Origin of the sequence: Stenotrophomonas maltophilia (assembly GCF_013464485.1) — a bacterium.
In the GTDB taxonomy this organism is placed as follows: Bacteria; Pseudomonadota; Gammaproteobacteria; order Xanthomonadales; family Xanthomonadaceae; genus Stenotrophomonas; species Stenotrophomonas maltophilia_AW.
The window spans coordinates 1-22,604 of sequence record NZ_RAUX01000006.1; the positions used below are offsets into that span (position 1 = coordinate 1).

The 22,604-nt window shown below is 66.8% G+C and carries 22 protein-coding genes and 1 pseudogene; 19 read left to right on the forward strand and 4 right to left on the reverse strand.

From position 1 onward, the window contains the following. The 18 genes and pseudogenes from D7Y61_RS03090 to D7Y61_RS03175 form a co-directional block, all read left to right on the forward strand. A partial coding sequence (locus D7Y61_RS03090; protein ID WP_180864934.1) for a bifunctional molybdenum cofactor biosynthesis protein MoaC/MoaB occupies nt 1–759 on the forward strand: 759 nt, incomplete at its 5' end. Beyond that, nucleotides 759–2,012 carry a molybdopterin molybdotransferase MoeA gene (locus tag D7Y61_RS03095; RefSeq protein ID WP_180864936.1) on the forward strand — a complete coding sequence of 418 codons (1,254 nt, stop codon included), beginning with the start codon at nt 759–761 and terminating at the stop codon, nt 2,010–2,012. The genes D7Y61_RS03090 and D7Y61_RS03095, both read left to right, overlap by 1 nt. Continuing rightward, nucleotides 2,012–2,272, forward strand: a complete 261-nt coding sequence (locus tag D7Y61_RS03100) for a MoaD/ThiS family protein (protein ID WP_006371550.1) — start codon at nt 2,012–2,014, stop codon at nt 2,270–2,272. Before D7Y61_RS03095 ends, D7Y61_RS03100 begins: the two co-directional genes overlap by 1 nt. A 3-nt stretch (nt 2,273–2,275) precedes the next feature. Further along, nucleotides 2,276–2,776 carry a molybdenum cofactor biosynthesis protein MoaE gene (locus D7Y61_RS03105; RefSeq protein WP_153855508.1) on the forward strand — a complete coding sequence of 167 codons (501 nt, stop codon included), beginning with the start codon at nt 2,276–2,278 and terminating at the stop codon, nt 2,774–2,776. Between the two features lie 33 nt (nt 2,777–2,809). Then, nucleotides 2,810–3,358, forward strand: a complete 549-nt coding sequence (gene mobA, locus D7Y61_RS03110) for a molybdenum cofactor guanylyltransferase (protein ID WP_180864938.1) — start codon at nt 2,810–2,812, stop codon at nt 3,356–3,358. Continuing rightward, nucleotides 3,355–3,720 (forward strand): hypothetical protein, encoded by a 366-nt coding sequence (locus D7Y61_RS03115; RefSeq protein WP_012511276.1) that lies wholly within the window; start codon nt 3,355–3,357, stop codon nt 3,718–3,720. The genes mobA and D7Y61_RS03115 overlap by 4 nt, the downstream gene beginning before the upstream one ends. A 145-nt stretch (nt 3,721–3,865) precedes the next feature. After that, a complete protein-coding gene (locus tag D7Y61_RS03120) occupies nt 3,866–5,284 on the forward strand; it encodes a NarK family nitrate/nitrite MFS transporter (protein WP_180864940.1) in 1,419 nt (472 codons plus the stop codon). Nucleotides 5,285–5,356: 72 nt separating this feature from the next. Beyond that, nucleotides 5,357–9,100, forward strand: a pseudogene (locus D7Y61_RS03125) (nitrate reductase subunit alpha). Further along, complete coding sequence (gene narH, locus D7Y61_RS03130) at nt 9,100–10,644, forward strand: nitrate reductase subunit beta (protein WP_180864942.1); 1,545 nt, start codon at nt 9,100–9,102, stop codon at nt 10,642–10,644. The pseudogene D7Y61_RS03125 and the gene narH overlap by 1 nt, the downstream one beginning before the upstream one ends. Then, nucleotides 10,644–11,324, forward strand: coding sequence for a nitrate reductase molybdenum cofactor assembly chaperone (narJ, locus tag D7Y61_RS03135; RefSeq protein ID WP_049439032.1), 681 nt, complete (start codon nt 10,644–10,646; stop codon nt 11,322–11,324). The genes narH and narJ overlap by 1 nt, the downstream gene beginning before the upstream one ends. Further along, on the forward strand, nt 11,321–12,028 hold the full coding sequence (gene narI, locus D7Y61_RS03140) for a respiratory nitrate reductase subunit gamma (protein ID WP_180864944.1): 708 nt from the start codon (nt 11,321–11,323) through the stop codon (nt 12,026–12,028). The genes narJ and narI overlap by 4 nt, the downstream gene beginning before the upstream one ends. A gap of 3 nt (nt 12,029–12,031) precedes the next feature. Further along, nucleotides 12,032–12,931, forward strand: coding sequence for a peptidylprolyl isomerase (locus tag D7Y61_RS03145; protein WP_180864946.1), 900 nt, complete (start codon nt 12,032–12,034; stop codon nt 12,929–12,931). 23 nt (nt 12,932–12,954) lie between these two features. Then, nucleotides 12,955–14,283, forward strand: coding sequence for an MFS transporter (locus tag D7Y61_RS03150; protein ID WP_180864948.1), 1,329 nt, complete (start codon nt 12,955–12,957; stop codon nt 14,281–14,283). Nucleotides 14,284–14,381: 98 nt separating this feature from the next. Beyond that, nucleotides 14,382–15,596: a coproporphyrinogen III oxidase gene (locus D7Y61_RS03155; protein ID WP_180864950.1), complete on the forward strand. Its 1,215-nt coding sequence runs from the start codon at nt 14,382–14,384 to the stop codon at nt 15,594–15,596. Nucleotides 15,597–15,607: 11 nt separating this feature from the next. Further along, nucleotides 15,608–16,384, forward strand: a complete 777-nt coding sequence (locus tag D7Y61_RS03160; protein WP_180864953.1) for a helix-turn-helix domain-containing protein — start codon at nt 15,608–15,610, stop codon at nt 16,382–16,384. Nucleotides 16,385–16,403: 19 nt separating this feature from the next. After that, entirely contained in the window at nt 16,404–17,147 is a 744-nt protein-coding gene (gene modA / locus D7Y61_RS03165; protein WP_180864955.1) for a molybdate ABC transporter substrate-binding protein, read from the forward strand. A gap of 3 nt (nt 17,148–17,150) precedes the next feature. After that, complete coding sequence (modB, locus tag D7Y61_RS03170) at nt 17,151–17,834, forward strand: molybdate ABC transporter permease subunit (RefSeq protein ID WP_005413347.1); 684 nt, start codon at nt 17,151–17,153, stop codon at nt 17,832–17,834. Next, the gene (locus D7Y61_RS03175; protein WP_180864957.1) at nt 17,824–18,492 is read left to right on the forward strand and encodes an ATP-binding cassette domain-containing protein; all 669 of its coding nucleotides are present in this window, start codon (nt 17,824–17,826) and stop codon (nt 18,490–18,492) included. Before modB ends, D7Y61_RS03175 begins: the two co-directional genes overlap by 11 nt. A 249-nt stretch (nt 18,493–18,741) precedes the next feature. Here D7Y61_RS03175 and D7Y61_RS03180 read toward each other — a convergent pair whose 3' ends face one another. From D7Y61_RS03180 to D7Y61_RS03195, 4 genes are all read right to left on the reverse strand, one after another. Further along, entirely contained in the window at nt 18,742–20,271 is a 1,530-nt protein-coding gene (locus tag D7Y61_RS03180; protein ID WP_180864959.1) for a flavodoxin domain-containing protein, read from the reverse strand. After that, nucleotides 20,268–20,696, reverse strand: coding sequence for a PAS domain-containing protein (locus D7Y61_RS03185; RefSeq protein ID WP_005409905.1), 429 nt, complete (start codon nt 20,694–20,696; stop codon nt 20,268–20,270). The genes D7Y61_RS03180 and D7Y61_RS03185 overlap by 4 nt, the downstream gene beginning before the upstream one ends. Nucleotides 20,697–20,916: 220 nt before the next feature. Beyond that, on the reverse strand, nt 20,917–21,231 hold the full coding sequence (locus tag D7Y61_RS03190; RefSeq protein ID WP_180864962.1) for an AzlD family protein: 315 nt from the start codon (nt 21,229–21,231) through the stop codon (nt 20,917–20,919). After that, nucleotides 21,228–21,959, reverse strand: a complete 732-nt coding sequence (locus D7Y61_RS03195) for an AzlC family ABC transporter permease (RefSeq protein WP_180864964.1) — start codon at nt 21,957–21,959, stop codon at nt 21,228–21,230. Before D7Y61_RS03195 ends, D7Y61_RS03190 begins: the two co-directional genes overlap by 4 nt. A 127-nt stretch (nt 21,960–22,086) precedes the next feature. On the opposite strand from D7Y61_RS03195, the gene D7Y61_RS03200 reads away from it, so the two are divergent. Next, nucleotides 22,087–22,551, forward strand: a complete 465-nt coding sequence (locus tag D7Y61_RS03200) for an Lrp/AsnC family transcriptional regulator (protein WP_005413654.1) — start codon at nt 22,087–22,089, stop codon at nt 22,549–22,551. Nucleotides 22,552–22,604 lie beyond the last annotated feature (53 nt).

Sequence of the window (22,604 nt, forward strand, 5' to 3'; positions counted from 1 at the left end):
GTGCAGGTGTTCTGCGCGCCGGTACCGGAACGGCAGGCGATCCGCGTGTGGTGCGAGTGCGCCAGCGAGGCGCGCACTGGCGTGGAGATGGAGGCACTGGCTGGCGTCAACGCGGCGCTGCTGACCCTGTACGACCTGAGCAAGCCGGTGGAACCGGCGCTGCGCATCGAAGGCATCCGCCTGCTGTTCAAGGAAGGCGGCAAGCGCGGTGTGTGGCTGCACCCGGATGGCATGGACGATGCCGAGCGTGCACGCTTCAAGCCGCGTGCGCCGAAGGGGTTGGAGGGCGCGGCCTGCGCGGTGATCACGCTGAGCGATCGCGCCAGCGAGGGCACCTATGAAGATGTGTCCGGCCCAACCCTGGTGAGCGGCCTGAAAAAGCTGGGCGGTGAGGTCGTGGCCGCCGAGATCTTGCCCGACGGCATCGAGCCGTTGGCTGGCCGCCTGCAGGCACTGGCCGCCGAGGGCGTGCGCCTGTGCCTGTGCACCGGCGGTACCGGGCTGGGCCCGCGTGACCTGACCCCGGAGGCGCTGCGTTCCTTGAACGCACGGCCGGTGCATGGCCTGGCGCAGATGGTGCGGGCACTGAGCGCACAGCACACGCCGATGGCCTGGCTGAGCCGCGCCGAGGTGGTGCAGCTGGGCAACATGCTGGTGTTCGCACTGCCGGGCAGCCCGAAGGCGGCGGCGCAGTGCCTCGATATTCTGGCGCCGGTGCTGGGCCACGCTTTGGCGATGGTCGATGGTGGTGGCCACTGATGATTGCCTACAGCGAAGCCCTGCAGCACCTGCTGGATGCGGCCACGCCGCTGCCGGCCGAGCGCCTGCCGTTGCATGAGGCCGGCGGCCGCACTCTGGCCAGTGACATCATCAGTGGGCAGTCGCTGCCGCCGTTCGACAATTCTGCGATGGACGGTTTCGCGCTGCGCGCCAACGGCACGACGTTCGAAGCCGGTACCGAATTCGCGGTGCAGGGTTGGCAGGCGGCCGGCGATGCCGGCGCCGAAGGCGGCGAGGGTGCCTGGGAAATCATGACCGGTGCGCGCATGCCGGTTGGGTTGGATACGGTGGTGCCGGTCGAGAACGTGGAGATCCTCGCCAGCGAGGAGGGCCGCCCGACCCGCATCGCCTTGAAGGGCACGGTGAAGCAGGGCCAGAACGTGCGCCTGCGCGGCCAGGATGTACGCGAAGGCGAGCGCGTGCTGCAGGCCGGGCAGGTGCTGGATATCAATGCGCGGACCCTGCTGCATGCCATCGGCGTGGGCCAGGTGGCGGTGGTGGCGCGGCCGAAGGCGGCAGTGATCGCTACCGGCAAGGAGTTGGTGACCGAGGCGGCGCAGACGCTGGAGTCCGGCCAGATCCGTGACAGCAACCGGCCGTATCTGGTTGGCCGCCTGCAGGCCGCCGGTGCCGAAGTGGTGTGGCAGGGCACGGTGGGTGATGACGTGGCGGCGTTCAATGCGGTGCTGGATGACGCGCTGGCTGCCGGCGCGCAGCTGCTGATCAGCACAGGCGCGGTGTCGGCCGGCCGCTACGATTTCGTTCCCGATGCGCTGCGTGGACGTGGTGCGCGCATCGTGTTCCACAAGGTGGCGATCCGCCCCGGCAAGCCGCTGCTGTTTGCAGTGCTGCCCAATGGCGCGCTGTATTTCGGTCTGCCCGGCAACCCGGTCTCGGCCGCCGTGGGCCAGCGCTTCTTCGTCGAGCCGGTGCTGCGCCGCCTGCTGGGGCTGGCACCGGAAGCCGTGTTGCAGCTGCCACTGCAGGCCGACGTGCGCAAGCCGCCGGGCCTGCGCTTCCACGCGCGTGCGCGGGTGGAAGTGGACGGTCAGGGGCGCCTGAGTGCGCGCGTGCTGTCCGGGCAGGAGTCGTTCCGTTTGATGTCCATGCTGCAGGCCAACGCCTGGGTGGTGCTGGAGGCCGAGGGCGACCTGGCCAACGCTGGCACCTACGTGCGCGTGCAGGGCTGGGGTCACCATGACCCGGTGCAGCTGGCGAGCCAGGAGTCATGATGAAACAGGTGAATCTGCAGTTGTTTGGTGCGTTTTCCGATCTGGATGCCAGCCGCGAGATCGCGGTGGAGGTAGCCGGTGGCACTGTGGCTGATCTGCGCCAGGCGTTGCGCGAGCTGCTGCCTGCGCGCTGGCCGGGCTTCCGCGCGGGCCTGCTGGACTACTCGGCGTTCGCCGACCAGCAACGCGTGCTGCGTGACCACGAGGCGCTGCCCGACGATGGCCGGGTGGCGATCCTGCCGCCGGTAAGCGGGGGCTGAGCCATGAGCGAGAAGATCATCGCCAAAGTGGTGGATCGCGCGCAGGCGTCGATCGATCCGGCCGAGGGCATCGCTGCGGTGTCCGATCCGGGTTTCGGTGGCATCGATGTGTTCATCGGCAAGGTGCGCGACGTCAACATCGGCCGGCCGGTGAACGGGATTACCTATGACCTGTTCGAGCCGCTGGTGCTGAACGAGTTCAAGCGCTTGGCCGCCGAGGTCGAGGCGACGTTCGGTCCGAAGCTGAAGCTGTATGTGGCCCATGCAAAGGGCCGGTTGGGCATTGGCGATGTGGCGGTGGTGGTGGCTGCGGGCAGCCCGCATCGAGACGAGGCATTCAGGGCCTGCCGGCAGTTGATCGAGGTGGTGAAGCACCAGTGCCCGATCTGGAAGCAGGAGCATTACGAGGACGGCGACAGCGAGTGGAGCGAGGGTTGCAGCCTGTGCCATGCGGACAGCGAACCCGCACATGCCCATGACCATGCGCACGACCACCAGCATTGAGCCCGCTGCAGCCACGCATGGCGTGGCTCTACCATGAATGGAACCATCAACGGCATCGTGCTGGCCGGTGGCCTGTCCAGCCGGATGGGCCGCGACAAGGCGCTGCTGCCGTGGCAGGGGCGCACCCTGCTGGAGCACATGCGGGGCCTGTTGATGCAGGCTGGCGCGCGCGCGGTCTGGGTGAGCGGAAATTACCCGGCCTTCGGCGGCGTGCCGGACCGCGTGGCACGTTGTGGGCCGCTGGGCGGGCTCTACAGCGTGGCGATGCGCATGCCCGATGGCCCGGCCTGGGTAGTGCCGGTGGATACGCCGTTGCTGCCGCCGCGATTGCTGCAGCAATTGCGTGACGGCCATCGCGGTCCATGCACGATCTTTGCCGGTCACCCCCTGCCCATGCTGGTGGATATAGACGATGCTTGTCGCAACGTACTTGGATCGATGCTGGACGACGCGGACGGTCCGCGCTCGCTGCAGGCCCTGCAGCGTCGTCTTGGTGTGAATTCAGTGGCCCTGGCGCCGGTTGACGAGGCCGGGCTGGTCAACTGCAATACCCCCGAACAATGGGAGGATGTTGCGTCATGAAAGTGCAGTTGCAGGATCAATCAGTACGGCTTCGCCTGGACGAGGCCGAACTGGCGCGCCTGCTGGCCGGTGAATCGGTCGAGAACATGACCCGCTTTGGCGGCATCGAGGGCTGGGGCATGGCGGTGTCGCTGCATGGCGGCGATCAACCGGTGCTGCTCGATGGCGGCACCTTCTGCCGCCTGGTACTGCCGCGCCCGGCAGTCGAGGCTTTGGCGGCGCGGCTGCCGTGCCGGGATGGGCTGCCATTCGACATTGCCCTGGAAGATGGCGGCCAGCTTCAGCTGCAGTTCGATGTGGACGTGCGCGACAGCGTGCGCCAGCGCGGGGTGACCCGCCGCAACACCGCTTCACCGGTTTGACATTTGTCAGGGGCACGGCGGAAACCGGCCCCTGATTGATCCAGATCAACCCCGTCGTTGTTGCTGCGCGGCCTAATGGCTGCATGACGACGGGTCACAACTTGAAACGCAGTACCCACGTCATTCCACAGCCTTGGAGCCATGTATGACCGTCGGTAGCGATCCTGTTGTCCGCAGCACTGCCCGTCCGGGTCGCGTCATCAGCGACTGGACGCCGGAAGATCCCGGCTACTGGGAGCGCACCGGCAAGCGGGTCGCCACCCGCAACCTGGTCATCTCGATCCCCTCGCTGCTGCTGGCCTTCTCGGTCTGGGTGCTGTTCTCGGCGGTGTCGATCAGCCTGCCGAAGATCGGTTTCAACTTCAGCACCGACCAGCTGTTCTGGCTGGTGGCGCTGCCCAGCCTGTCCGGCGCCACGCTGCGCATCTTCTATTCGTTCGTGATCCCGATCTTCGGCGGCCGCCGCTGGACCGCGCTGTCCACGGCCTCGCTGCTGGCGCCGACGCTCTGGCTCGGCTTTGCGGTACAGGACCCGGCCACGCCGTACGGGGTGTTCGTGGCCATCGCAATCCTGTGCGGCTTCGGTGGCGCGAACTTCTCCTCGTCGATGTCCAACATCTCCTTCTTCTACCCCAAGCAGAAGCAGGGCCTGGCGCTGGGCCTGAACGCCGGCCTGGGCAACGTGGGCGTGTCGGTGGCGCAGGCGGTGATTCCGCTGGTCATCACCGTGGGCGTGTTCGGTGCGCTGGGTGGTGCACCGCAGCCCACGGCGGAGGGCGGGGCGCCGTTGTTCCTGCAGAACGCCGGCTTCATCTGGGTGCCGGCCATCGCGCTGTGCGCCATCGCGGCCTGGTTCGGCATGAACGACCTGACCAGCGCCCGCTCGTCGTTCTCCGAGCAGGCGGTGATCTTCCGCCGCAAGCACAACTGGCTGATGTGCTGGTTGTATATCGGTACCTTCGGTTCCTACATCGGTTTCTCGGCCGGCTTCCCGATGCTGGTGAAGAGCCAGTTCCCGGATGTGAACCCGCTGGCCTACGCCTTCATCGGCCCGCTGCTCGGTGCACTGATGCGCTCGGTGGGTGGCAGCATGGCCGACCGCTGGGGCGGCGCACGCCTGACCTTCTGGGTGTTCGCGCTGATGATCGCGGCGGTGTTCGGCGTGCTGCACTTCCTGCCCAGCCACGGCCAGGGCGGCAACTTCCATGGCTTCCTGCTCAGCTTCATGGCGCTGTTCGTGCTCAGTGGCATCGGCAACGGAACTACGTTCCGCATGATCCCGGTGATCTTCCGCACCCTGCATGAGCGCTGGTCGGCCAACGACAACGCCGAGGGCAAGGCTGCTGCTGCCCACCAGGCCAGCATCGAGTCGGCCGCGGTGGTCGGCTTCTCCGGTGCGATCGGCGCCTATGGCGGCTTCTTCATTCCCAAGAGCTACGGCTCGTCCATCACCTTGACCGGCAGCCCCGACATGGCGCTGTACGGATTCGTTGTTTTCTACGTCACCTGCCTGGCCGTGACCTGGTGGTGGTACTACCGGCGCGGTGCCGAGACACCCTGCTGACGACATGAAAACGCACCGCAGCCAGATGACACACACAGCCACGATGCCGATGTCCGCAAAGGGAGACCCCCGATGAGTTATTTCCTCGACCGCTTGCAGTTCTTCAAGCGTGACCCCCAGACCTTTGCCGATGGCCACGGATTCGCCAAGAGCGAAGGCCGCGACTGGGAAAACAGCTACCGCGCCCGCTGGCAGTACGACAAGATCGTGCGTTCCACCCACGGCGTGAACTGCACGGGTTCGTGCAGCTGGAAGATCTACGTCAAGAACGGCCTGGTCACCTGGGAAACCCAGCAGACCGACTACCCGCGTACGCGCCCGGACCTGCCCAACCACGAACCGCGTGGCTGCCCGCGTGGCGCCAGCTATTCCTGGTACCTGTACAGCGCCAACCGGCTGAAGTACCCGCTGATCCGCGGCACGCTGCTGCGCCTGTGGCGCGAAGCGCGCAAGAGCAAGGCTCCGGTCGATGCCTGGGCCAGCATCGTGGAGGACAAGGAGAAGGCGCGTTCGTACAAGACCCGCCGCGGCATGGGCGGCTTCGTGCGCCTGCAGTGGGAAGAGGCCAACGAGATCATCGCCGCCTCCAACCTGTACACGGTGAAGCAGTATGGCCCGGACCGCGTGGTCGGCTTCTCGCCGATCCCGGCGATGTCGATGGTGTCCTACGCGGCCGGTGCACGCTACCTGTCGCTGCTGGGCGGCGCCTGCCTGTCCTTCTACGACTGGTACTGCGATCTGCCGCCGGCCTCGCCGCAGATCTGGGGCGAGCAGACCGACGTGCCCGAATCGGCCGACTGGTACAACAGCCGCTACATCATCGCCTGGGGCTCGAACGTGCCGCAGACGCGCACGCCCGATGCGCACTTCTTCACCGAGGCGCGCTACAACGGCACCAAGACGGTGGCGATCTGCCCGGACTATTCCGAGCTGGCCAAGCTGACCGACCATTGGCTGCACCCCAAGCAGGGCACCGATGCGGCGCTGGCCTTCGCCTTCGGCCATGTGATCCTGCGCGAGTTCCACGTCGATTCGCCCTCGCAGTACTTCCAGGACTACTGCCGCCAGTACTCGGACATGCCGATGCTGGTGCGCCTGGAACGCCGCGACGACGGCCGCCTGGTGCCGGGCCGCTTCCTGCGCGCCAGTGAACTGGGCGGGCTGGGCGAAGCCAACAACCCGGACTGGAAGACGCTGGCCTATGACGAGACCAGCGGCCAGATCGTGGTGCCCAACGGCTCGATCGGCTTCCGCTGGGGCGAGAAGGGCAAGTGGAACATCGAGGAGAAGGAAAGCAAGGGCGCCGATACACGCCTGCGCCTGAGCCTGGCCGATGGCCATGAGGGCATCGAAGCGGTGAGCTTCCCGTACTTCGGTGGCATCGAGACCGATGGCTGGACCGCGGCGCCGGCCGACGACGTGCTTGAGCGCAACATCCCGGTGCGTCGCCTGGCGCTGGCCGACGGTGGCGAGACCCTGGTGGCCACGGTCTACGACCTGCTGCTGGCCCAGTACGGCGTGGACCGTGGCTTTGGTGGCGGTAACGTGGCATCGAGCTTCGACGACATGGTGCCGGGCACCCCGGCGTGGCAGGAGCGCATCACCGGCGTGCCGCGCGCCGAGGTGATCGAGATCGCCCGCGAGTTCGCGCGTACCGCCGACAAGACCCACGGCCGCTCGATGATCATCGTCGGCGCGGGCATGAACCACTAGTTCCACAACGACATGAACTACCGCGGCCTGATCAACATGCTGATCATGTGCGGTTGCGTGGGCCAGACCGGTGGCGGCTGGGCCCACTACGTGGGACAGGAGAAGCTGCGCCCGCAGACCGGCTGGCAGCCGCTGGCGTTCGGCCTGGACTGGAGCCGGCCGCCGCGCCACATGAACGGCACCTCGTTCTTCTACTTCAACACCGGGCAGTGGCGCTACGAGAAGCTGCAGGTGGACGAGCTGCTGTCGCCGCTGGCGGACGCGAGCAAGTACAGCGGCAGCCTGGCCGACCTGAACCTGCGCGCGGTGCGCATGGGCTGGCTGCCGTGTGCGCCACAGCTGGACCGCAACCCGCTGCAGCTGGTACGCGAGGCGGACGCGGCGGGCGTTGCCCCGGCCGACTACGCGCTGGGCAAGTTCAAGGACGGCTCGCTGGACTTCGCCTTCGCCGATCCGGATGCACAGCAGAACCACCCGCGCATGATGTTCATCTGGCGCTCGAACCTGCTGGGTTCGTCGGGCAAGGGCCACGAATACATGCTGCGGCACCTGCTGGGTACGCGCCACGGCCTGCAGGGCAAGGACCTGGGCGAGATGGGGGCGATCAAGCCGGAGGAAGTGACGTGGCGTGACGAGGCACCGGAAGGCAAGCTGGACCTGCTGGTCACGCTCGACTTCCGCATGTGCACCACCGCGCTGTACTCGGACATCGTGCTGCCCACGGCCACCTGGTACGAGAAGGACGACCTCAACACCTCGGACATGCACCCGTTCATCCACCCGCTGTCGAAGGCGGTGGATCCGGCCTGGGAATCGCGCAGCGACTGGGAGATCTTCAAGGAGGTCGCCCGCACCGTAAGCGAGATGGCGCCGGGCGTGCTGGGCGTGGAGAAGGACCTGGTACTGGTGCCGACCCTGCACGACACCCCGAACGAACTGGGCATGCCGTTCGGCGTGGCCGACTGGAAGAAGGGCGAATGCGAGGCCATCCCGGGCCAGACCATGCCGTCGATGACGGTGGTGGAGCGCGACTACCCGAACCTGTACCGCAAGTTCACCTCGCTGGGCCCGCTGCTGGACAAGCTGGGCAACGGCGGCAAGGGCATGAATTGGGACACGAAGCACGAGGTCGAATTCCTCGGCAAGCTCAACCACACCGTGCACGACGCGGGCGTGAGCCAGGGTCGCCCGGCCATTTCGACCGCGATCGATGCGGCCGAGGTGATCCTGCACCTGGCGCCGGAAACCAATGGCCACGTCGCAGTGAAGGCCTGGGAATCGCTGGGGACCTTCACCGGCCGCGAGCATACCCACCTGGCGGTGGGCAAGGAGCACGAAGCGATCCGCTTCCGTGACATCCAGGCACAGCCGCGCAAGATCATCTCTTCGCCGATCTGGTCGGGCCTGGAGGACGACAACGTCAGCTACAACGCCGGCTACACCAACGTGCACGAGCTGATTCCGTGGCGCACGGTGACCGGTCGCCAGCAGTTCTACCAGGACCACGAGTGGATGATCGACTTCGGCGAGGCCTTCATGGGCTACCGGCCGCCGGTCAACACGCGCACGGTGGAGCCGCTGCTGAACCAGCGCCCGAACGGTAACAAGGAGATCGTGCTGAACTGGATCACGCCACACCAGAAGTGGGGCATCCACAGCACCTACAGCGACAACCTGATCATGCAGACGCTGTCGCGCGGTGGCCCGATCGTGTGGATCAGCGAGGACGACGCGCGCAGCGCCGGCATCGTCGACAACGACTGGATCGAGCTGTTCAACGTCAACGGTGCGATTGCCGCGCGTGCGGTGGTCAGCCAGCGCGTGATGCCGGGCATGGCGATGATGTACCACGCCCAGGAACGCATCATCAACGTGCCGGGTTCTGAGATTTCCGGGACCCGCGGCGGCATCCACAACTCGGTGACCCGCATCGTGCTCAAGCCCACCCACATGATCGGCGGCTACGCGCAGCTGGCCTATGGCTTCAACTACTACGGCACCTGCGGTACCAACCGCGACGAGTTCGTGATCGTGCGCAAGATGGACAAGATCGATTGGCTTGATGGTGAGGCTGTTCCTGCGGCCAGCAAGGAGGTGGTGTGATGAAGGTCCGTGCACAGATCGCGATGGTGCTGAACCTGGACAAGTGCATCGGCTGCCATACCTGCTCGATCACCTGCAAGAACGTCTGGACCTCGCGCGAGGGCGTCGAGTACGCCTGGTTCAACAACGTGGAAACCAAGCCGGGCATCGGCTACCCGAAGGAATGGGAGAACCAGGACAAGTGGAACGGCGGCTGGGTGCGCACCCGCGCCGGCAAGCTGGTGCCGCGTGCCGGTGGCCGCTGGCGGATGCTGGCCAAGATCTTCGCCAACCCGGACCTGCCGCAGATCGACGACTACTACGAGCCGTTCGATTTCGACTACCAGAACCTGCACACCGCCAAGGACAGCCAGCACCAGCCCACCGCGCGGCCGCGCTCGCTGATCAGTGGCGAGCGCATGCAGAAGATCGAGTGGGGCCCGAACTGGGAGGAGATCCTGGGTTCGGAGTTCAGCAAGCGCTCGCGCGACTACAACTTCGACCAGGTGCAGAAGGAGATCTACGGCGCCTTCGAGAAGACCTTCATGATGTACCTGCCGCGCCTGTGCGAGCACTGCCTGAACCCGGCGTGCGTGTCGGCGTGCCCGTCGGGTGCGATCTACAAGCGCGAGGAAGACGGCATCGTGCTGATTGATCAGGACAAGTGCCGCGGTTGGCGCATGTGCGTCTCGGCCTGCCCGTACAAGAAGATCTACTACAACTGGAAGAGCGGCAAGTCGGAGAAGTGCATCTTCTGCTACCCGCGCATCGAGATGGGCGAGCCGACCGTGTGCTCGGAAACCTGCGTGGGCCGCATCCGCTACCTGGGCGTGATGCTGTACGACGCCGACCGCATCGCCGAGGCGGCTTCGGTGGCCGCCGAGAAGGACCTCTACCAGGCCCACCTGGACATCTTCCTGGACCCGAACGACCCGGCGGTGATCGCCGCCGCGCGCAAGGAGGGCATCCCGGACAGCTGGCTGGATGCGGCCAGGCAGTCGCCGGTGTACAAGCTGGCGATCGACTGGAAGCTGGCGCTGCCGCTGCACCCGGAATACCGCACGTTGCCGATGGTCTGGTACGTACCGCCGCTGTCGCCGATCCAGTCCGCCGCCGAGCGTGGCCGGGTGGGGATGAGCGGCGAGCTGCCAGACGTGGCGTCGCTGCGCATTCCGATGCGCTACCTGGCCAACCTGCTGACGGCCGGTGACGAGGCACCGGTGGTACGCGCGCTGGAGCGGCTGATGGCCATGCGTGCCTGGCGCCGGGCCAAGAACGTGGACGGGGTGGAAGACATTGCGGTACTGAAGCAGACCGGGTTGAGCATCGCCCAGGTGGAGGAGATGTACCGCTACCTGGCCATCGCCAACTACGAGGACCGTTTCGTGATTCCGACCGGCCACCGCGAGTATGCCAACGACGCCTTCGGCGAGCGCGGCGGCTGCGGCTTCACCTTCGGCAACGGCTGCAATGGTGACAGCCCGGCCGACCTGTTCGGCCAGCGCAAGAGCACCACCTTCGTGGTGGACAAGGGGCCGAACCACCGTCGCAAGGAGGTGGTGTGATGAGCGTGCTCAAGCTGGTCGGGGTGTTGCTGGACTACCCCCGCGAAGAACTGTGGGAGCACGGCGAGGAACTGCTCGCCGCCTGTGACGACCCGGCGTTGAACGCCGCCCGCCGCCAGCAGCTGCGCAGCTTCGTGCAGCAGCTGCTGGCCACCGATGCGCTGGACGCACAGGCCGCCTGGCTGGCCAGTTTCGATCGCGGTCGCTCGATGAGCCTGCTGCTGTTCGAACACATCCATGGCGAGTCGCGCGACCGCGGCCAGGCCATGGTCGACCTGGTCGAGACCTACCGCCGCAACGGCTTCGAACTGGATGCCCGCGAGCTGCCGGACTACCTGCCATTGCTGCTGGAGTTCCTGGCCCATCGCCCCGGCAGCGAGGCCCGCGAGTGGCTGCACCACATCGGCCATATCGCTGGGATGCTGGCGGCGCGTGCCGCCGAGCGTGAGCTGCCGCACCGGGTGCTGTTCGAGATCCTGGTCGAAGCCGGTGACGGCAAGGCCGATCTGCAGGCGCTGCGCCAGCGTGCCAGCGAGGAAGTCCGCGACGATACCGCCGAGGCCATGGACCGTTTGTGGGAGGAGGAGGCGGTGCGCTTCGGCGCCGAAGCCCCTGCCGAAGACTGCAAGCCGCCCGTGCGTTCGCCGGCCCGTCCTTCGCATCGAGAGGTCCAGCCATGAGTTACTCCCTGCATCAATTCGCCTTCCAGTACTACCCGTACATCGCCGTGGCGGTGCTGCTGATCGGCAGCTGGGCCCGCTATGACAAGGCCATGTACACCTGGCGCACCGGCTCCAGCCAGATGCTGTCGGACAAGGGCATGCGGATCGGCAGCAACTGCTTCCACATCGGCATCCTGGCCATCCTCGGTGGCCACCTGGTCGGCCTGCTGACCCCGCATGCGGTGTACGAGCACTTCATCACCTCGTCGCAGAAGCAGATGCTGGCGATGGTGGTCGGTGGTGTGTTCGGCGCACTGTGCTTCATCGGCATCAGCATCCTGCTGGTACGCCGCCTTTTCAATGCGCGTATTCGGGCTACCGGCAGCTTCGGTGACACCCTGGTGCTGGTACTGCTGTTCGCCCAGCTGTGCCTGGGCCTGTACAGCATCCGCATCTCGTCCGGCCACCTGGACGGCGGGGTGATGGTGCAGCTGGCCGAGTGGGCGCAGCACATCGTGACCTTCCGTGCCGGTGCCGCCGACTACATCGAGGGCGTCAGCTGGGTCTACAAGATGCATATCTTCCTGGGCCTGACCCTGTTCCTGATCGCGCCGTTCACCCGTCTGGTGCACGTGTGGAGCATTCCGATCAGCTACCTGTGGCGGCCCTACCAAGTGGTGCGCCGCCGCCAGGCCACGCTGCGCTACGGGCCGCGGGAGTAAGCCATGGGCAGCCTGCCGAAGTTCCTGCCGATCACCGTGATCGACTCCGCCGCACCGGTTCCCGCCGAGGCGCATTCGCACCACCATGACGCGGCAGTGCAGGGGCCGCGCTCACTCGGGCAGCCGGCACCGTGCCGGCTGTTCGTGGACGAGACCGCGATCAGCGAGGCCGACATCGCTCGCGAGATGCAGCACCACCGGGCGATGCGCCCGGAACAGTCACGTGCCGAAGCGGCACGTGCACTGGTGGTGCGCGAGCTGCTGCGCCTGGAAGCGCAGCGGCTGGGCCTGCAGGCGCCGGAGGGCAACCGGGTAAGCGACGAGGAAGTGCTGATCCAGCAACTGCTGGAAGATGCGATCGAAGACCGCGTGCCGAGTGATGAGGACTGCCGCCGCTACTTCGAGCAGAACCCGGAGCGCTTCCGCTCGCCCGATCGCGTGCGCCTGCGCCATATCCTGCTGGCTGCGCCGGCCGACGACGTGGCCGGGCGCTTCGCCGCACGCACCGAAGGCGAGCGGCTGGTCGGGCTGCTGAAGGAATCACCGCACCTGTTCGCCGATTTCGCCCTGCGCCATTCGCGCTGCCCGTCCAGCAGCGAGGGCGGCGACCTGGGCTGGTTGCAGCGCGGGCAGACCACGCCGGAGTTCGACCGCCAGGTGTTCCGCCTGCGCGAGGGCCTGGCTGGTTTCCCGGTGGAATCGCGCTGGGGCTACCACGTGGTCTGCGTCGATGCCCGCGAGGACGGGCAGCCACAGCCGTTCGAGGCGGTGCTGCCGCAGCTGCGTGATTACCTGGAGCTGCAGGTACGCCAGCGCGAGGTGCAGGCCTACCTGCTGCAGCTGCAGGAACGCTACCCGGTGCGCGGGCTGGACGAGATCGAAGCCGAAGCGGATATCGGCTGACCCCCATTGAACGAGGAGACCCCATGAACCAGGCCCTTGCCCCCGCCAGTGCCGGGCAGCAGCGTGCGCTGTGGCTGAGCACGTTCGCCTTCACCGTGTGCTTCGCGGTGTGGATGATCTTTTCGATCATCGGTATCCAGATCAGTCAACAGCTTGGGCTGAATGACACCCAGTTCGGCCTGCTGATCGCCACGCCGGTACTGACCGGTTCGGTCAGCCGGGTCTTCCTCGGCATCTGGTCCGATCAGTTCGGTGGCCGCAAGGTGATGGTGCTGGTGATGCTGTGTGGCGCAGTGGCCACCTGGATGCTCACCTATGCACAGACCTACACCCAGTTCCTGATCGCCGCGCTGTGCGTGGGCATCGCCGGCGGCAACTTCTCGGTGGGCGTGGCCTACGTATCGAAGTGGTTCCCGGCCAGCAAGCAGGGCACCGCGTTGGGCATCTTTGGTGCCGGCAACATCGGCTCGGCGGTGACCAAGCTGCTGGCGCCGCTGGTGATGGTGGCCGCGGGCTGGACCATGGTTGCCAAGGTATGGGCGGTCGCGCTGGCGGTCACGGCGGTGCTGTTCTTCCTCTTCAGCAAGGAAGACCCCTCGCTGGAGCAGCGTCGCCGCGAGGGCGTGAAGCCGGTGCCGTTCGCCGAGCAGATGGCGCCGCTGAAAAACCTGCAGGTGTGGCGGTTCTCGCTGTACTACTTCTTCGTGTTCGGTGGCTTCGTGGCGCTGGCGCTGTGGCTGCCGCACTATCTGGTGGGCGCCTACGGCATGGACGTGGGGCACGCCGGCATGCTGGCGGCGTGCTACTCGATCCCGGCCAGCCTGTTCCGCGTGGTCGGTGGCTGGATGTCGGACCGGATGGGTGCGCGCCGGGTGATGTACTGGACCTTCGGCGTGTCGGCCATCTGCACCTTCCTGCTGGCCTATCCGGATACCGAGTACGTGGTGAAGGGCATCCATGGCCCGATCCACTTCCATCTGGCCATCGGTGTGGTGATGTTTACCGTGCTGGTGTTCGTGCTGGGCTTCTTCATGTCGCTGGGCAAGGCCGCGGTCTACAAGCACATTCCGGTGTACTACCCGCAGCACGTGGGTGCGGTGGGCGGTGTGGTCGGCATGATCGGCGGCCTGGGTGGCTTCATCCTGCCGATCGTGTTCGGCGCGCTGAATGACGCGGTGGGCATCTGGAGCAGCTGCTTCATGCTGCTGTTCGTGCTGGTGGCGGCTGCACTGGCGTGGATGCACTTTGTACTCCGCCGCATGGAACGCCGCCACTTCCCGCAGATCGACCACGAGACCGATCTGCCCGAAGCCATCGATGCGGCCGCCGCCGAGCGGTTGCGTGGCGGGTGATGGGGTAGCGCCGGTCGCTGGCCGGCAGGAACCTTCAGATGCGCCACGCTTGATTTCAATCAGAGCCACGCGAAGAGGAACGCGCGAAGATGTCTGCCATGAGCTTCCACGTTGACGAGAGCGAGGACACTGCGCTGCAGGCGGCATTGCTGCGGCAGCCGCGGCATGTGCTGTTTCCGCCGGCTGACCAGTTCAGCACCGGCTTTGGCGAAAGCGGTTGGCGCGCCGCCGTGCGCGCCAGCAACGAGCACCTGATCCCGCGTGGCTTGACGCTCGGCTTCCAGGCCGGTCGTGGCGGGCGCGATGTGCCGCCGCAGGCCTATCTGGACACCCTGCTGCTGGCGCTGCGCCTGCAGGCCGACACGCTGGCAGAGGACCGCGAAGTGGTGGCGATGGTGCTGCAGCTGGGGCTGGCCGAGACGTTGCCGCCGCCGCAGCTGGGCCAGCTTCTGGATGCGGTGCCGCAGCACCTGCGTACCGTGGCGCGGCCGCAGGTGGAGGTGCGGCTGGACGCAGGCAGCGCGCTTGCCCCGGCACAGCTGCGCGCGGTGGGCTGTACCCGCTTGAATGTGATCGATCGCGCCGATGCACCAGGGCCGACCCTGCTGGCGCACGCGCGTGATGCTGGATTCACCGCGCGCTACTACCAGTTGCGGGTGCCGGGCAGTGAGGACAACGGCTTCATTGAACGGCTGCTCGAGGTGCTGGCCGAAGCACCGGAGCGCGTCCTGCTGCCGGCGCCATGTGCGTTGCCGGAACATCCCTCGGCCGTCCATTGGCTGCAGGCCTGGCGCCTGCTGCGCGCAGCGGGTTATGAACCGATCGGTGGCGATCACTATCAGCGCGGCGATCTGCCCAACCCGCATGGCCCGGGCGATGGCCAGCGTCATTGCGATCTGGCCGGCGTGCCACGCCGCGACCGCAGTGATTTCATCGGCCTCGGCCTGTCCGCCTGCAGTCAGATCGGCGAGGTGTTCTACAGGCTTGAGGACGAACTGGGTGAATGGCGTGCGCGGCTGCAGGCGGGTCACATGGGAGTCTCCGCCGGGCTGATCCTGTCCGAGGACGAGCGGTTGGTGGCCGAAGTGGCGCAGAGCATCGCCTGTGACCACGCCCTCGATGCGGCTGCCTTCGAGTGGCGCAACGATGAACCGTTCGAGGAATGTTTCGCCGGACAGCTGCCCGCGTTGTCGCCGTTGCTGGCACGCGGCTGGGCGCAGTGGGATGCGCGCGTGCTGCGCCTGGCCGAAGAAGGGCGCCTGCTGTGGCGTATGATGGCCGCATGCTTCCGGCCGGCGGCCGCCATCGCTTGAGTCTTGCCCCGATGTCTTCGAATCCGCCTTCGCAGGGCCGTCTCGGCCGGGCCACACCCAACCCCGCCGCCGCCGATGATGGCGACGCACTGCACTTCTGCAGCACCTGCGCGTTCTCCGACGCATGCATGTCGCAGGGTTACGACAAGACCGCGCTGGGCGATCTGCACGTGCTGGTCGACCATGTCGGTCCGTTCCATGCGGGCGACTACATCTTCCGCGCCGGCGAATCGTTCGATTCGATTGCTGCGGTGCGCGCCGGCATGGTCAAGACCTTTGTCGATGACAGCCAGGGCAACGAGCAGGTGCTGGGCTTCAGCCTGCCGGGCGAAGTGATCGGCCTGAATGCGATCCATGGTTCGCGCTTCCCCTGCAATGCGGTGGCGCTGGATACCGTGCACCTGTGCCGCATTTCGTTCCCCAAGCTGAGCTCGCTGGCCACGCGCATGCCAGGGCTGCAGGCCAAGCTGTTCAGCCTGCTCAGTGCGGAGATCGGCAAGGTCGCCACGCTGGCCGCCAACCACCGTACCGAAGAGCGCATGGCCGCGTTCCTGCTGGACATGTCCGAGCGTTACGCGCGGCGCGGTTTCTCCGCCACACGCTTCAACCTGACGATGGCGCGTACCGAGATCGCCAACTACCTGCGGATGGCACCGGAAACCGCCAGCCGCGTGCTGCGCCGCCTGAGCGATGATGGGATCATCGCGGTGAAGCAGCGCGAGATCCTGCTGCTGCAGCCCGAGCGCCTGGCAGCGCTGGCGGTGGCCGACGAATCCGATCCGAACTGAACCTGGCCGGGAGCCGACGATGAAGCGAGCTGGACTGTTGTTGCTGGGACTGCTGGCCACGGTGCCGGCCTGGGCGGCCGAGCTGACGGTGTCGGCGGCATCAAGCCTGACCGAGAGCTTCCGCGAGCTGGGCACCGCCTATGAGAAGGCGCACCCGGGAACCAAGGTGGATTTCAACTTCGCCGCGTCCGGCGTGCTGCTGCAGCAGATCAGCCGCGGCGCGCCGGTGGATGTGTTCGCGTCGGCCGATGAAACCACGATGGACCAGGCCCAGCAGCAGGACCTGCTGGCGGCCGGTACCCGCGAGGTGTTCGCGGCGAACGCGCTGTGGGTGGTGGTGCCGCCGCAGGCCAAGGCCGCGCCGCGTACCCTGAAGGATCTGGCCGGTGCCGGCGTGCAGCGCATCGCGCTGGGCAATCCGGACAGCGTGCCGGTCGGACGCTATGCCAAGGGCGCGCTGGAAGCGGCAGGCCTGTGGAAGTCGGTGCAGGGCAAGACCATCACCACGCAGAACGTGCGCCAGTCGCTGGATTACGTGGCGCGCGGTGAGGTGGATGCCGGCTTCGTCTATGCCACCGATGCGCAGGCGATGCCCGATCGGGTGCGCCGTGCCTTCGCGGTGCCGGTGGCGGGGCGCATTGCCTATCCGTTGGCGGTGACCAAGGCCAGTGCGCAACCGGCTGAAGCCAAGCGCTTCACCGCCTTCGTGCGTTCGGCACAGGGCCAGGCGATCCTGGCCAAGCATGGGTTCGGCAAGCCCTGAGGCATGGATCTCGACTGGAGCGCACTGTGGTTGTCGCTGAAGGTGGCCGGCTGGGCCACCGCGATCAATCTTGTGCTGGGCGTGGCACTGGGCGCGCTGCTGGCGCGTCGGCGGTTTCCCGGCCGTGAGCTGCTGGATTCGCTGCTGACCCTGCCGATGGTGCTGCCACCGACGGTGCTGGGTTATTACCTGCTGGTGCTGATCGGTCGCAACGGTCCGATCGGCGCGTGGCTTCAGTCGTGGTTCGGCATCAACCTGGTGTTCACCTGGCAGGCTGCAGTGATTGCTGCGGCGGTGGCCTCGCTGCCGCTGGTGTTCAAGCCGGCACGCGCGGCGTTCGAGGAAGTGGACGGTCAGCTGGAGCAGGCCGCACGAACGCTGGGTGTGTCCGAAGCGGCGGTGTTTTTCCGCATCACGCTGCCACTGGCCTGGCGCGGCATACTCGCTGGCCTGTTGCTGGCGTTTGCACGCGCGATGGGCGAGTTCGGCGCGACACTGATGGTGGCCGGCAGCATTCCGGGCCGTACGCAGACGCTGTCGATCGCCATCTACGAGGCGGTGCAGGCCGGCCAGGATGGCAAGGCCAATGCGCTGGTGATCCTGACCTCGGTGGTCTGTATCGTGATCCTGTTGCTGGCCGCTCGGCTGGTGGGCGGACGTCGCCGGGAGCTGCGCGATGTGGCTTGACCTGCAGGTGCAGCGCCGCCTGCGGGCGGCCGGCCAGGATTTCGTGTTGGACGTATCGCTGCAGTGCACGCAGCGGCAGGTGGTGCTGTTCGGACCCTCAGGCGCGGGCAAGAGCCTGACCCTGAAGGCGGTGGCCGGGCTGCTGAAGCCGGGCCAGGGCCATGTGCGCCTGCAGGGACAGACCCTGTTCGATGCGAGCACCGGCGTGGATCTGCCGCCGCAGCGCCGCCGGTTGGGCTATGTGTTCCAGGACTACGCGTTGTTCCCGCACCTGAGCGTGCGACAGAACGTGGCATTTGGATTGCTGAAGGGTTGGCGCAATCCGCGCCCCGGCCAGCGATTCGACGCGGTGGAGCAGTGGTTGCACGCATTCCGTATCGACACGGTAGGCGATCTGCTGCCCTCGCAGGTCTCCGGTGGCCAGCGCCAGCGCACGGCATTGGCGCGCGCGCTTGTCACGCAGCCACAGGCGCTGCTGCTGGATGAACCGTTCTCCGCGTTGGATCATGACCTGCGCCAGCATCTGCGCCAGGAGCTGGAGACGGTGCTGGACAAGACCGGAATCCCGTTGCTGTTGATCAGCCACGACCCGCAGGACGTGGCCGTGTTCGGCCAGCAGGTAGCACGCGTGGTGGATGGTCGCATCGTCGGCGGTTGACCCGCGATGGACGCACTGGCGATGAATGGCTACATCTGATGGTAGTGCCGGCCGCWGGCCGGCAACCAWGGATTMCGGAGCCACCSGCCAGCGGCCGGCTCTGCCGGTTCAGAGGTTCTGCGACGCTCAGGCGATGAATGGTTGCATCTGATGGTAGTGCCGGCCGCKGGCCGGCAACCACGGATTMCGGAGCAGCCGGCCMGCGGCCGGCTCTACCGATCCAGGGTCCGTTCAATCAAGGGGCATGGATCAATACAACTCACAGTGGGTGCGGCCTTCGCCCCGCAGCGCGTCCCAGCGCCCTTCGCCACCGATGGCATCGATGGCCTCGCGCACCGCGCCTTCCAGGTGGCTCTTGTTGCCGCACAGGTACAGATGCCCGCCGCGGGCCAGTACATCGCGCACGTCATCGCCGCGCTGCTGCAGCACATGCTGCACATAGACCTTTTCGGCGCCATCGCGCGAGAACGCGGTATGCAGGCCGGCCAGCACACCGCGCGCGTGCCAGTCCTGCAGCTGTTCGCGGTACAGGTAATCGTGCTGGCTGTGCTTCTCGCCGAACACCAGGTGCACTTCGCGTTCGCAGACACCGGCCTGCAGCTCCTGCATCAGGCCCATCAACGGTGCGATGCCGGTGCCGGTGCCGACCAGCAACAGGGGGGCTTCGCCGGTATCGGGCAGGTGGAAGCCGGGATTGGAGCGGCAGTACACCCGAGCGGTATCGCCGCCGTGCAGCAGACTGCCGGTGGCGGTGCCAAAGCGCTCGCGACCGCGCAGGGTGTAGCGTACTTCGCGCACGCACAGGCTCAGCTGGTCGTTGCAGGGGTGCGAGGCGATCGAGTAGGCGCGCGGCAGGCGCGGTGACAGCAGCTCGCGCAGGCGGGCCAGCGGCACGCTGGCCGGCGTGGCGTGGTCCTGCAGCACGTCCAGCAGGTCCAGCCCGTGCAGGTAGGCTTCCAGCTCGCGCTTCTGGCTGACCTTCAACAGGCCCTTCAGTACCTCGCTACCGCCGAGCTTGGCCAGTTCGCGCAGCACACTCTTGCTCAGCAGGCGCAGCTCGCGGTCGTGCAGGGCGGCCACGGCGGCGGTGTCGCCGTACCAGGTCGCCAATGCCTGCAGCAGGGCGGGGTCGTTCTCCGGTACCACGTGCAGGGTGTCGCCCGCGCGGTACGCCATGCCACTGCCGGCAATATCCAGCTGCAGGTGCCAGGCGGCGGGGTCGCTGCTGTTCAGGCGGCGACGTTCGAGAATGGGGGCGGCAAAGGCATTGTCTTCGCCATACGCGGTCACCTGCAGGTGCAGGTCCTGGCCAGCGTTCACGTCGCCATCCAGCACCTGGCCCAGCACCGGCTGCCATTGCTGGAAGAACTGCTCGTAACCCAGGTCGGCATCCACGCGGTGCAGCAGCGGCTGCGCCTGGCGCTCGCTCAGCGCGGCATCCAGCGCCTTGGTGAAGCCGCAGAAGCTGGGGTAGCCGGTGTCACCGAGGCCGAACACCGCATAGCGCAGGCCGCTCAACGTCGGGGTCTGGCGCAGCGTTTCGAAGAACTGCTCGCCGTTGGCTGGCGGTTCGCCGTCACCGAAGGAACTGGAGATCGCCAGCAGCACATCGCCGTGGCCGAGGCTGGCCACGTCGATATCGTTGAACGGGAGCACCTGCGGCGCGTGCGGCTGCAGGTCCGCGCCCAGGCGCTGGGCCAGGGCGCGGGCATTGCCCGACTCGGACGCGAAACCCACCAGCAGGCGGCTGAAGGGCGTACTGGTCGGGAGGGCGTTCACGCGGCCTCGTAGAAGTCGTCGAACTTTTCCTTGCTGAACTCGACCAGGTCGTAGTTCTGCATCAGGTCGTTCACCACGCGGCGGATGCTGATGTACGAGGTGATGTTGCCGTCGGCGTCGAACAGCGGCTGCACGGTGGTGTCCACCACGTAGAGCACGCCGCCCTTGCCGAGGTTGGGCACGATGCCGGTCCAGGTCTTGCCAGCCTTGATGGTGTCCCACATGTCCTTGTAGACCGCCTTGGGCACGTCCGGATGACGCACGATGCTGTGCGGCTGGCCGATCAGCTCCTCGCGGGCGAAGCCGGTGAGCGTGCAGAACAGGTCGTTGGCGTAGGTGATGTTGCCCTGCAGGTCGGTGGTGGAGATCACCATGACGTTCTGCATGGCATTCAGCAGCTGGGCGTTGTCGGGGGTGTAGCTCATCGCAGGGTCCTTGTGGATGCCGGTAACGCCGGCGTGTTCGGGTCCTGCATAGAAATACGCCCGCACGGCGGCGGGCGGTTTGACATTGATCAAGCGGGTGGCGCGATGACCTGCGACCGGGTGTCGCATGGACGCGCTCGAATTGTAGAGCCGAGCCCATGCTCGGCTGTCGTTGGCACAMGCCGAGCGTGGGCTCGGCTCTACAAGTGGGGTGAGGGCCTTAGCCCATCAGGTAGCGCAGCACCCCGGCCGAGAGCACGCCGATCAGCACCGTCGGCAGCATCGACAGCCGCGTGGCGGCCAGCAGGGTGATCGCCAGCGCGGCCAGATCGGCGGGCTTGTCGGCGACGAAGTCCGGGGCGATCACCGAGATCAGCACACAGCCCGGCGCGGCTTCCATCACCGTCACTGCGCGTTTGCTCAACGTGCGGTTGCGCAGCGCGAGGAAGCCGACGATGCGGGTCAGGTAGGTGGCGGCGGCCATCAGCACGATGGTCAGCACCGAGGTCCAGTGGATCAGGCCGTTGAAGATCATGCTGCGTCCTCTGCCAGCAGCCAGGCAGCCGTCAGGCCGGCCAGTGCGCCGCTGGCCACGTACCACGCGCCCGGGACCAGCAGGTAGGTGGCCGCGGCCACGACCAGGCTGACCAGCCACGGGCGCGCGGCCTTCATGCCCTGCCACATGCCGCGCAGCAGCACCAGGAACACGGCGGGGAAAGCCATGTCGAAGCCGTAGGCGTGGATGTCGCCCAGCATCGGCCCAACGATCGCGCCCAGCGCGGTGCAGGCCACCCAGACCGTGTACAGGCCTGCCGACACGCCCAGGTAATAGGCCAGGCTGAAGCCGAGCGCACGGCGGCGCGCATCGGCCACGCCCATCGCCCAGCTCTCGTCGCACATGAAGAACAGTGCCGGCAGCACGCGGCGGCGCGGCAGGTGCTGCAGCAGCGGGGCCAGGCTGGCGCCCATCAGCAGGTGGCGGCTGTTGACCAGCGCGGTGATCGCCACGATCAGCGCGATATGCGGCGGCGAGGTCCACAGTTCGACGGCGGCGAATTCCGAGCCGCCGGCGAAGTTGAGGCCGGTCATCAGCGGCACTTCCAGTGCGCTCAGGCCCTTCTGCGCGGCCTGGGCGCCGAGCACCAGGGCAAAGGGAATGAAGCCGATCATCACCGGCACGGCAGCGCGCAGTCCGCGCAGGAATTCGGCACGCGGCGCGGTATCGCAGGTGTCGGGCAGGGGGAGGGTGGTACGGGCGTCCATGGAACGGCACAACGATGTGGGGGTGGCCCATGCTAGCGGTCCAATCGCGAAATCGGGTTGCGTTGATGCCATTCGATTCGGGAATATTGAGATTCCATGCGGCCAAGGTCGCCAAAGGTGAAATTCCATGCAGTACCAGCTCGACAACCTCGATCGCCGCATCCTCGATGCCCTGCAGCGTGATGGTCGCCTGCAGAACCTGGAGTTGGCCCGGCTGGTCGGCCTTTCGCCCTCGGCCTGCCTGCGGCGGGTGCGGCTGCTGGAGGAGGGCGGCTACATCGACCGCTACGTTGCCCTGCTGAATGAGGCCAAGGTGGGCCGTGGCTTCACGGTGTTCGTGCGGGTCTGGCTGCGCGGGCAGGACGAGGACACCACCAATCACTTCATCAACAGCATCAAGTCGTTCCCGGAAGTGCTTGAATGCCATCTGATGGCCGGTGACTGCGATTTCCTGCTGCGGGTGGCGGTGGCCGATCTGGATGCCTACCGGCAGTTCCAGATGCAGCACCTGAACCGGATTGCCGGGGTGCAGAACACCAAGACCGAGATTCCGATGCAGCGGATCAAGCAGACCACCCAGCTGCCGCTTTGAGGATGGGTGGTTCCGGCCGGGTTGCACCCGGCACCCGCGGTAGTGCCGGCCGC

Coding starts and splice junctions, on each gene's coding strand:
- D7Y61_RS03115 (WP_012511276.1), top strand. CDS start 3,355: ATGAAAGTGCAGTTGCAGGATCAATCAGTACGGCTTCGCCTGGACGAG.
- narJ (WP_049439032.1), top strand. CDS start 10,644: ATGAGCGTGCTCAAGCTGGTCGGGGTGTTGCTGGACTACCCCCGCGAA.
- D7Y61_RS03120 (WP_180864940.1), top strand. CDS start 3,866: ATGACCGTCGGTAGCGATCCTGTTGTCCGCAGCACTGCCCGTCCGGGT.
- narI (WP_180864944.1), top strand. CDS start 11,321: ATGAGTTACTCCCTGCATCAATTCGCCTTCCAGTACTACCCGTACATC.
- D7Y61_RS03175 (WP_180864957.1), top strand. CDS start 17,824: ATGTGGCTTGACCTGCAGGTGCAGCGCCGCCTGCGGGCGGCCGGCCAG.
- D7Y61_RS03160 (WP_180864953.1), top strand. CDS start 15,608: ATGTCTTCGAATCCGCCTTCGCAGGGCCGTCTCGGCCGGGCCACACCC.
- D7Y61_RS03145 (WP_180864946.1), top strand. CDS start 12,032: ATGGGCAGCCTGCCGAAGTTCCTGCCGATCACCGTGATCGACTCCGCC.
- D7Y61_RS03105 (WP_153855508.1), top strand. CDS start 2,276: ATGAGCGAGAAGATCATCGCCAAAGTGGTGGATCGCGCGCAGGCGTCG.
- D7Y61_RS03095 (WP_180864936.1), top strand. CDS start 759: ATGATTGCCTACAGCGAAGCCCTGCAGCACCTGCTGGATGCGGCCACG.
- mobA (WP_180864938.1), top strand. CDS start 2,810: ATGAATGGAACCATCAACGGCATCGTGCTGGCCGGTGGCCTGTCCAGC.
- modB (WP_005413347.1), top strand. CDS start 17,151: ATGGATCTCGACTGGAGCGCACTGTGGTTGTCGCTGAAGGTGGCCGGC.
- D7Y61_RS03200 (WP_005413654.1), top strand. CDS start 22,087: ATGCAGTACCAGCTCGACAACCTCGATCGCCGCATCCTCGATGCCCTG.
- modA (WP_180864955.1), top strand. CDS start 16,404: ATGAAGCGAGCTGGACTGTTGTTGCTGGGACTGCTGGCCACGGTGCCG.
- D7Y61_RS03155 (WP_180864950.1), top strand. CDS start 14,382: ATGAGCTTCCACGTTGACGAGAGCGAGGACACTGCGCTGCAGGCGGCA.
- D7Y61_RS03190 (WP_180864962.1), bottom strand. CDS start 21,231: ATGATCTTCAACGGCCTGATCCACTGGACCTCGGTGCTGACCATCGTG.
- D7Y61_RS03185 (WP_005409905.1), bottom strand. CDS start 20,696: ATGAGCTACACCCCCGACAACGCCCAGCTGCTGAATGCCATGCAGAAC.
- D7Y61_RS03100 (WP_006371550.1), top strand. CDS start 2,012: ATGAAACAGGTGAATCTGCAGTTGTTTGGTGCGTTTTCCGATCTGGAT.
- narH (WP_180864942.1), top strand. CDS start 9,100: ATGAAGGTCCGTGCACAGATCGCGATGGTGCTGAACCTGGACAAGTGC.
- D7Y61_RS03195 (WP_180864964.1), bottom strand. CDS start 21,959: ATGGACGCCCGTACCACCCTCCCCCTGCCCGACACCTGCGATACCGCG.
- D7Y61_RS03150 (WP_180864948.1), top strand. CDS start 12,955: ATGAACCAGGCCCTTGCCCCCGCCAGTGCCGGGCAGCAGCGTGCGCTG.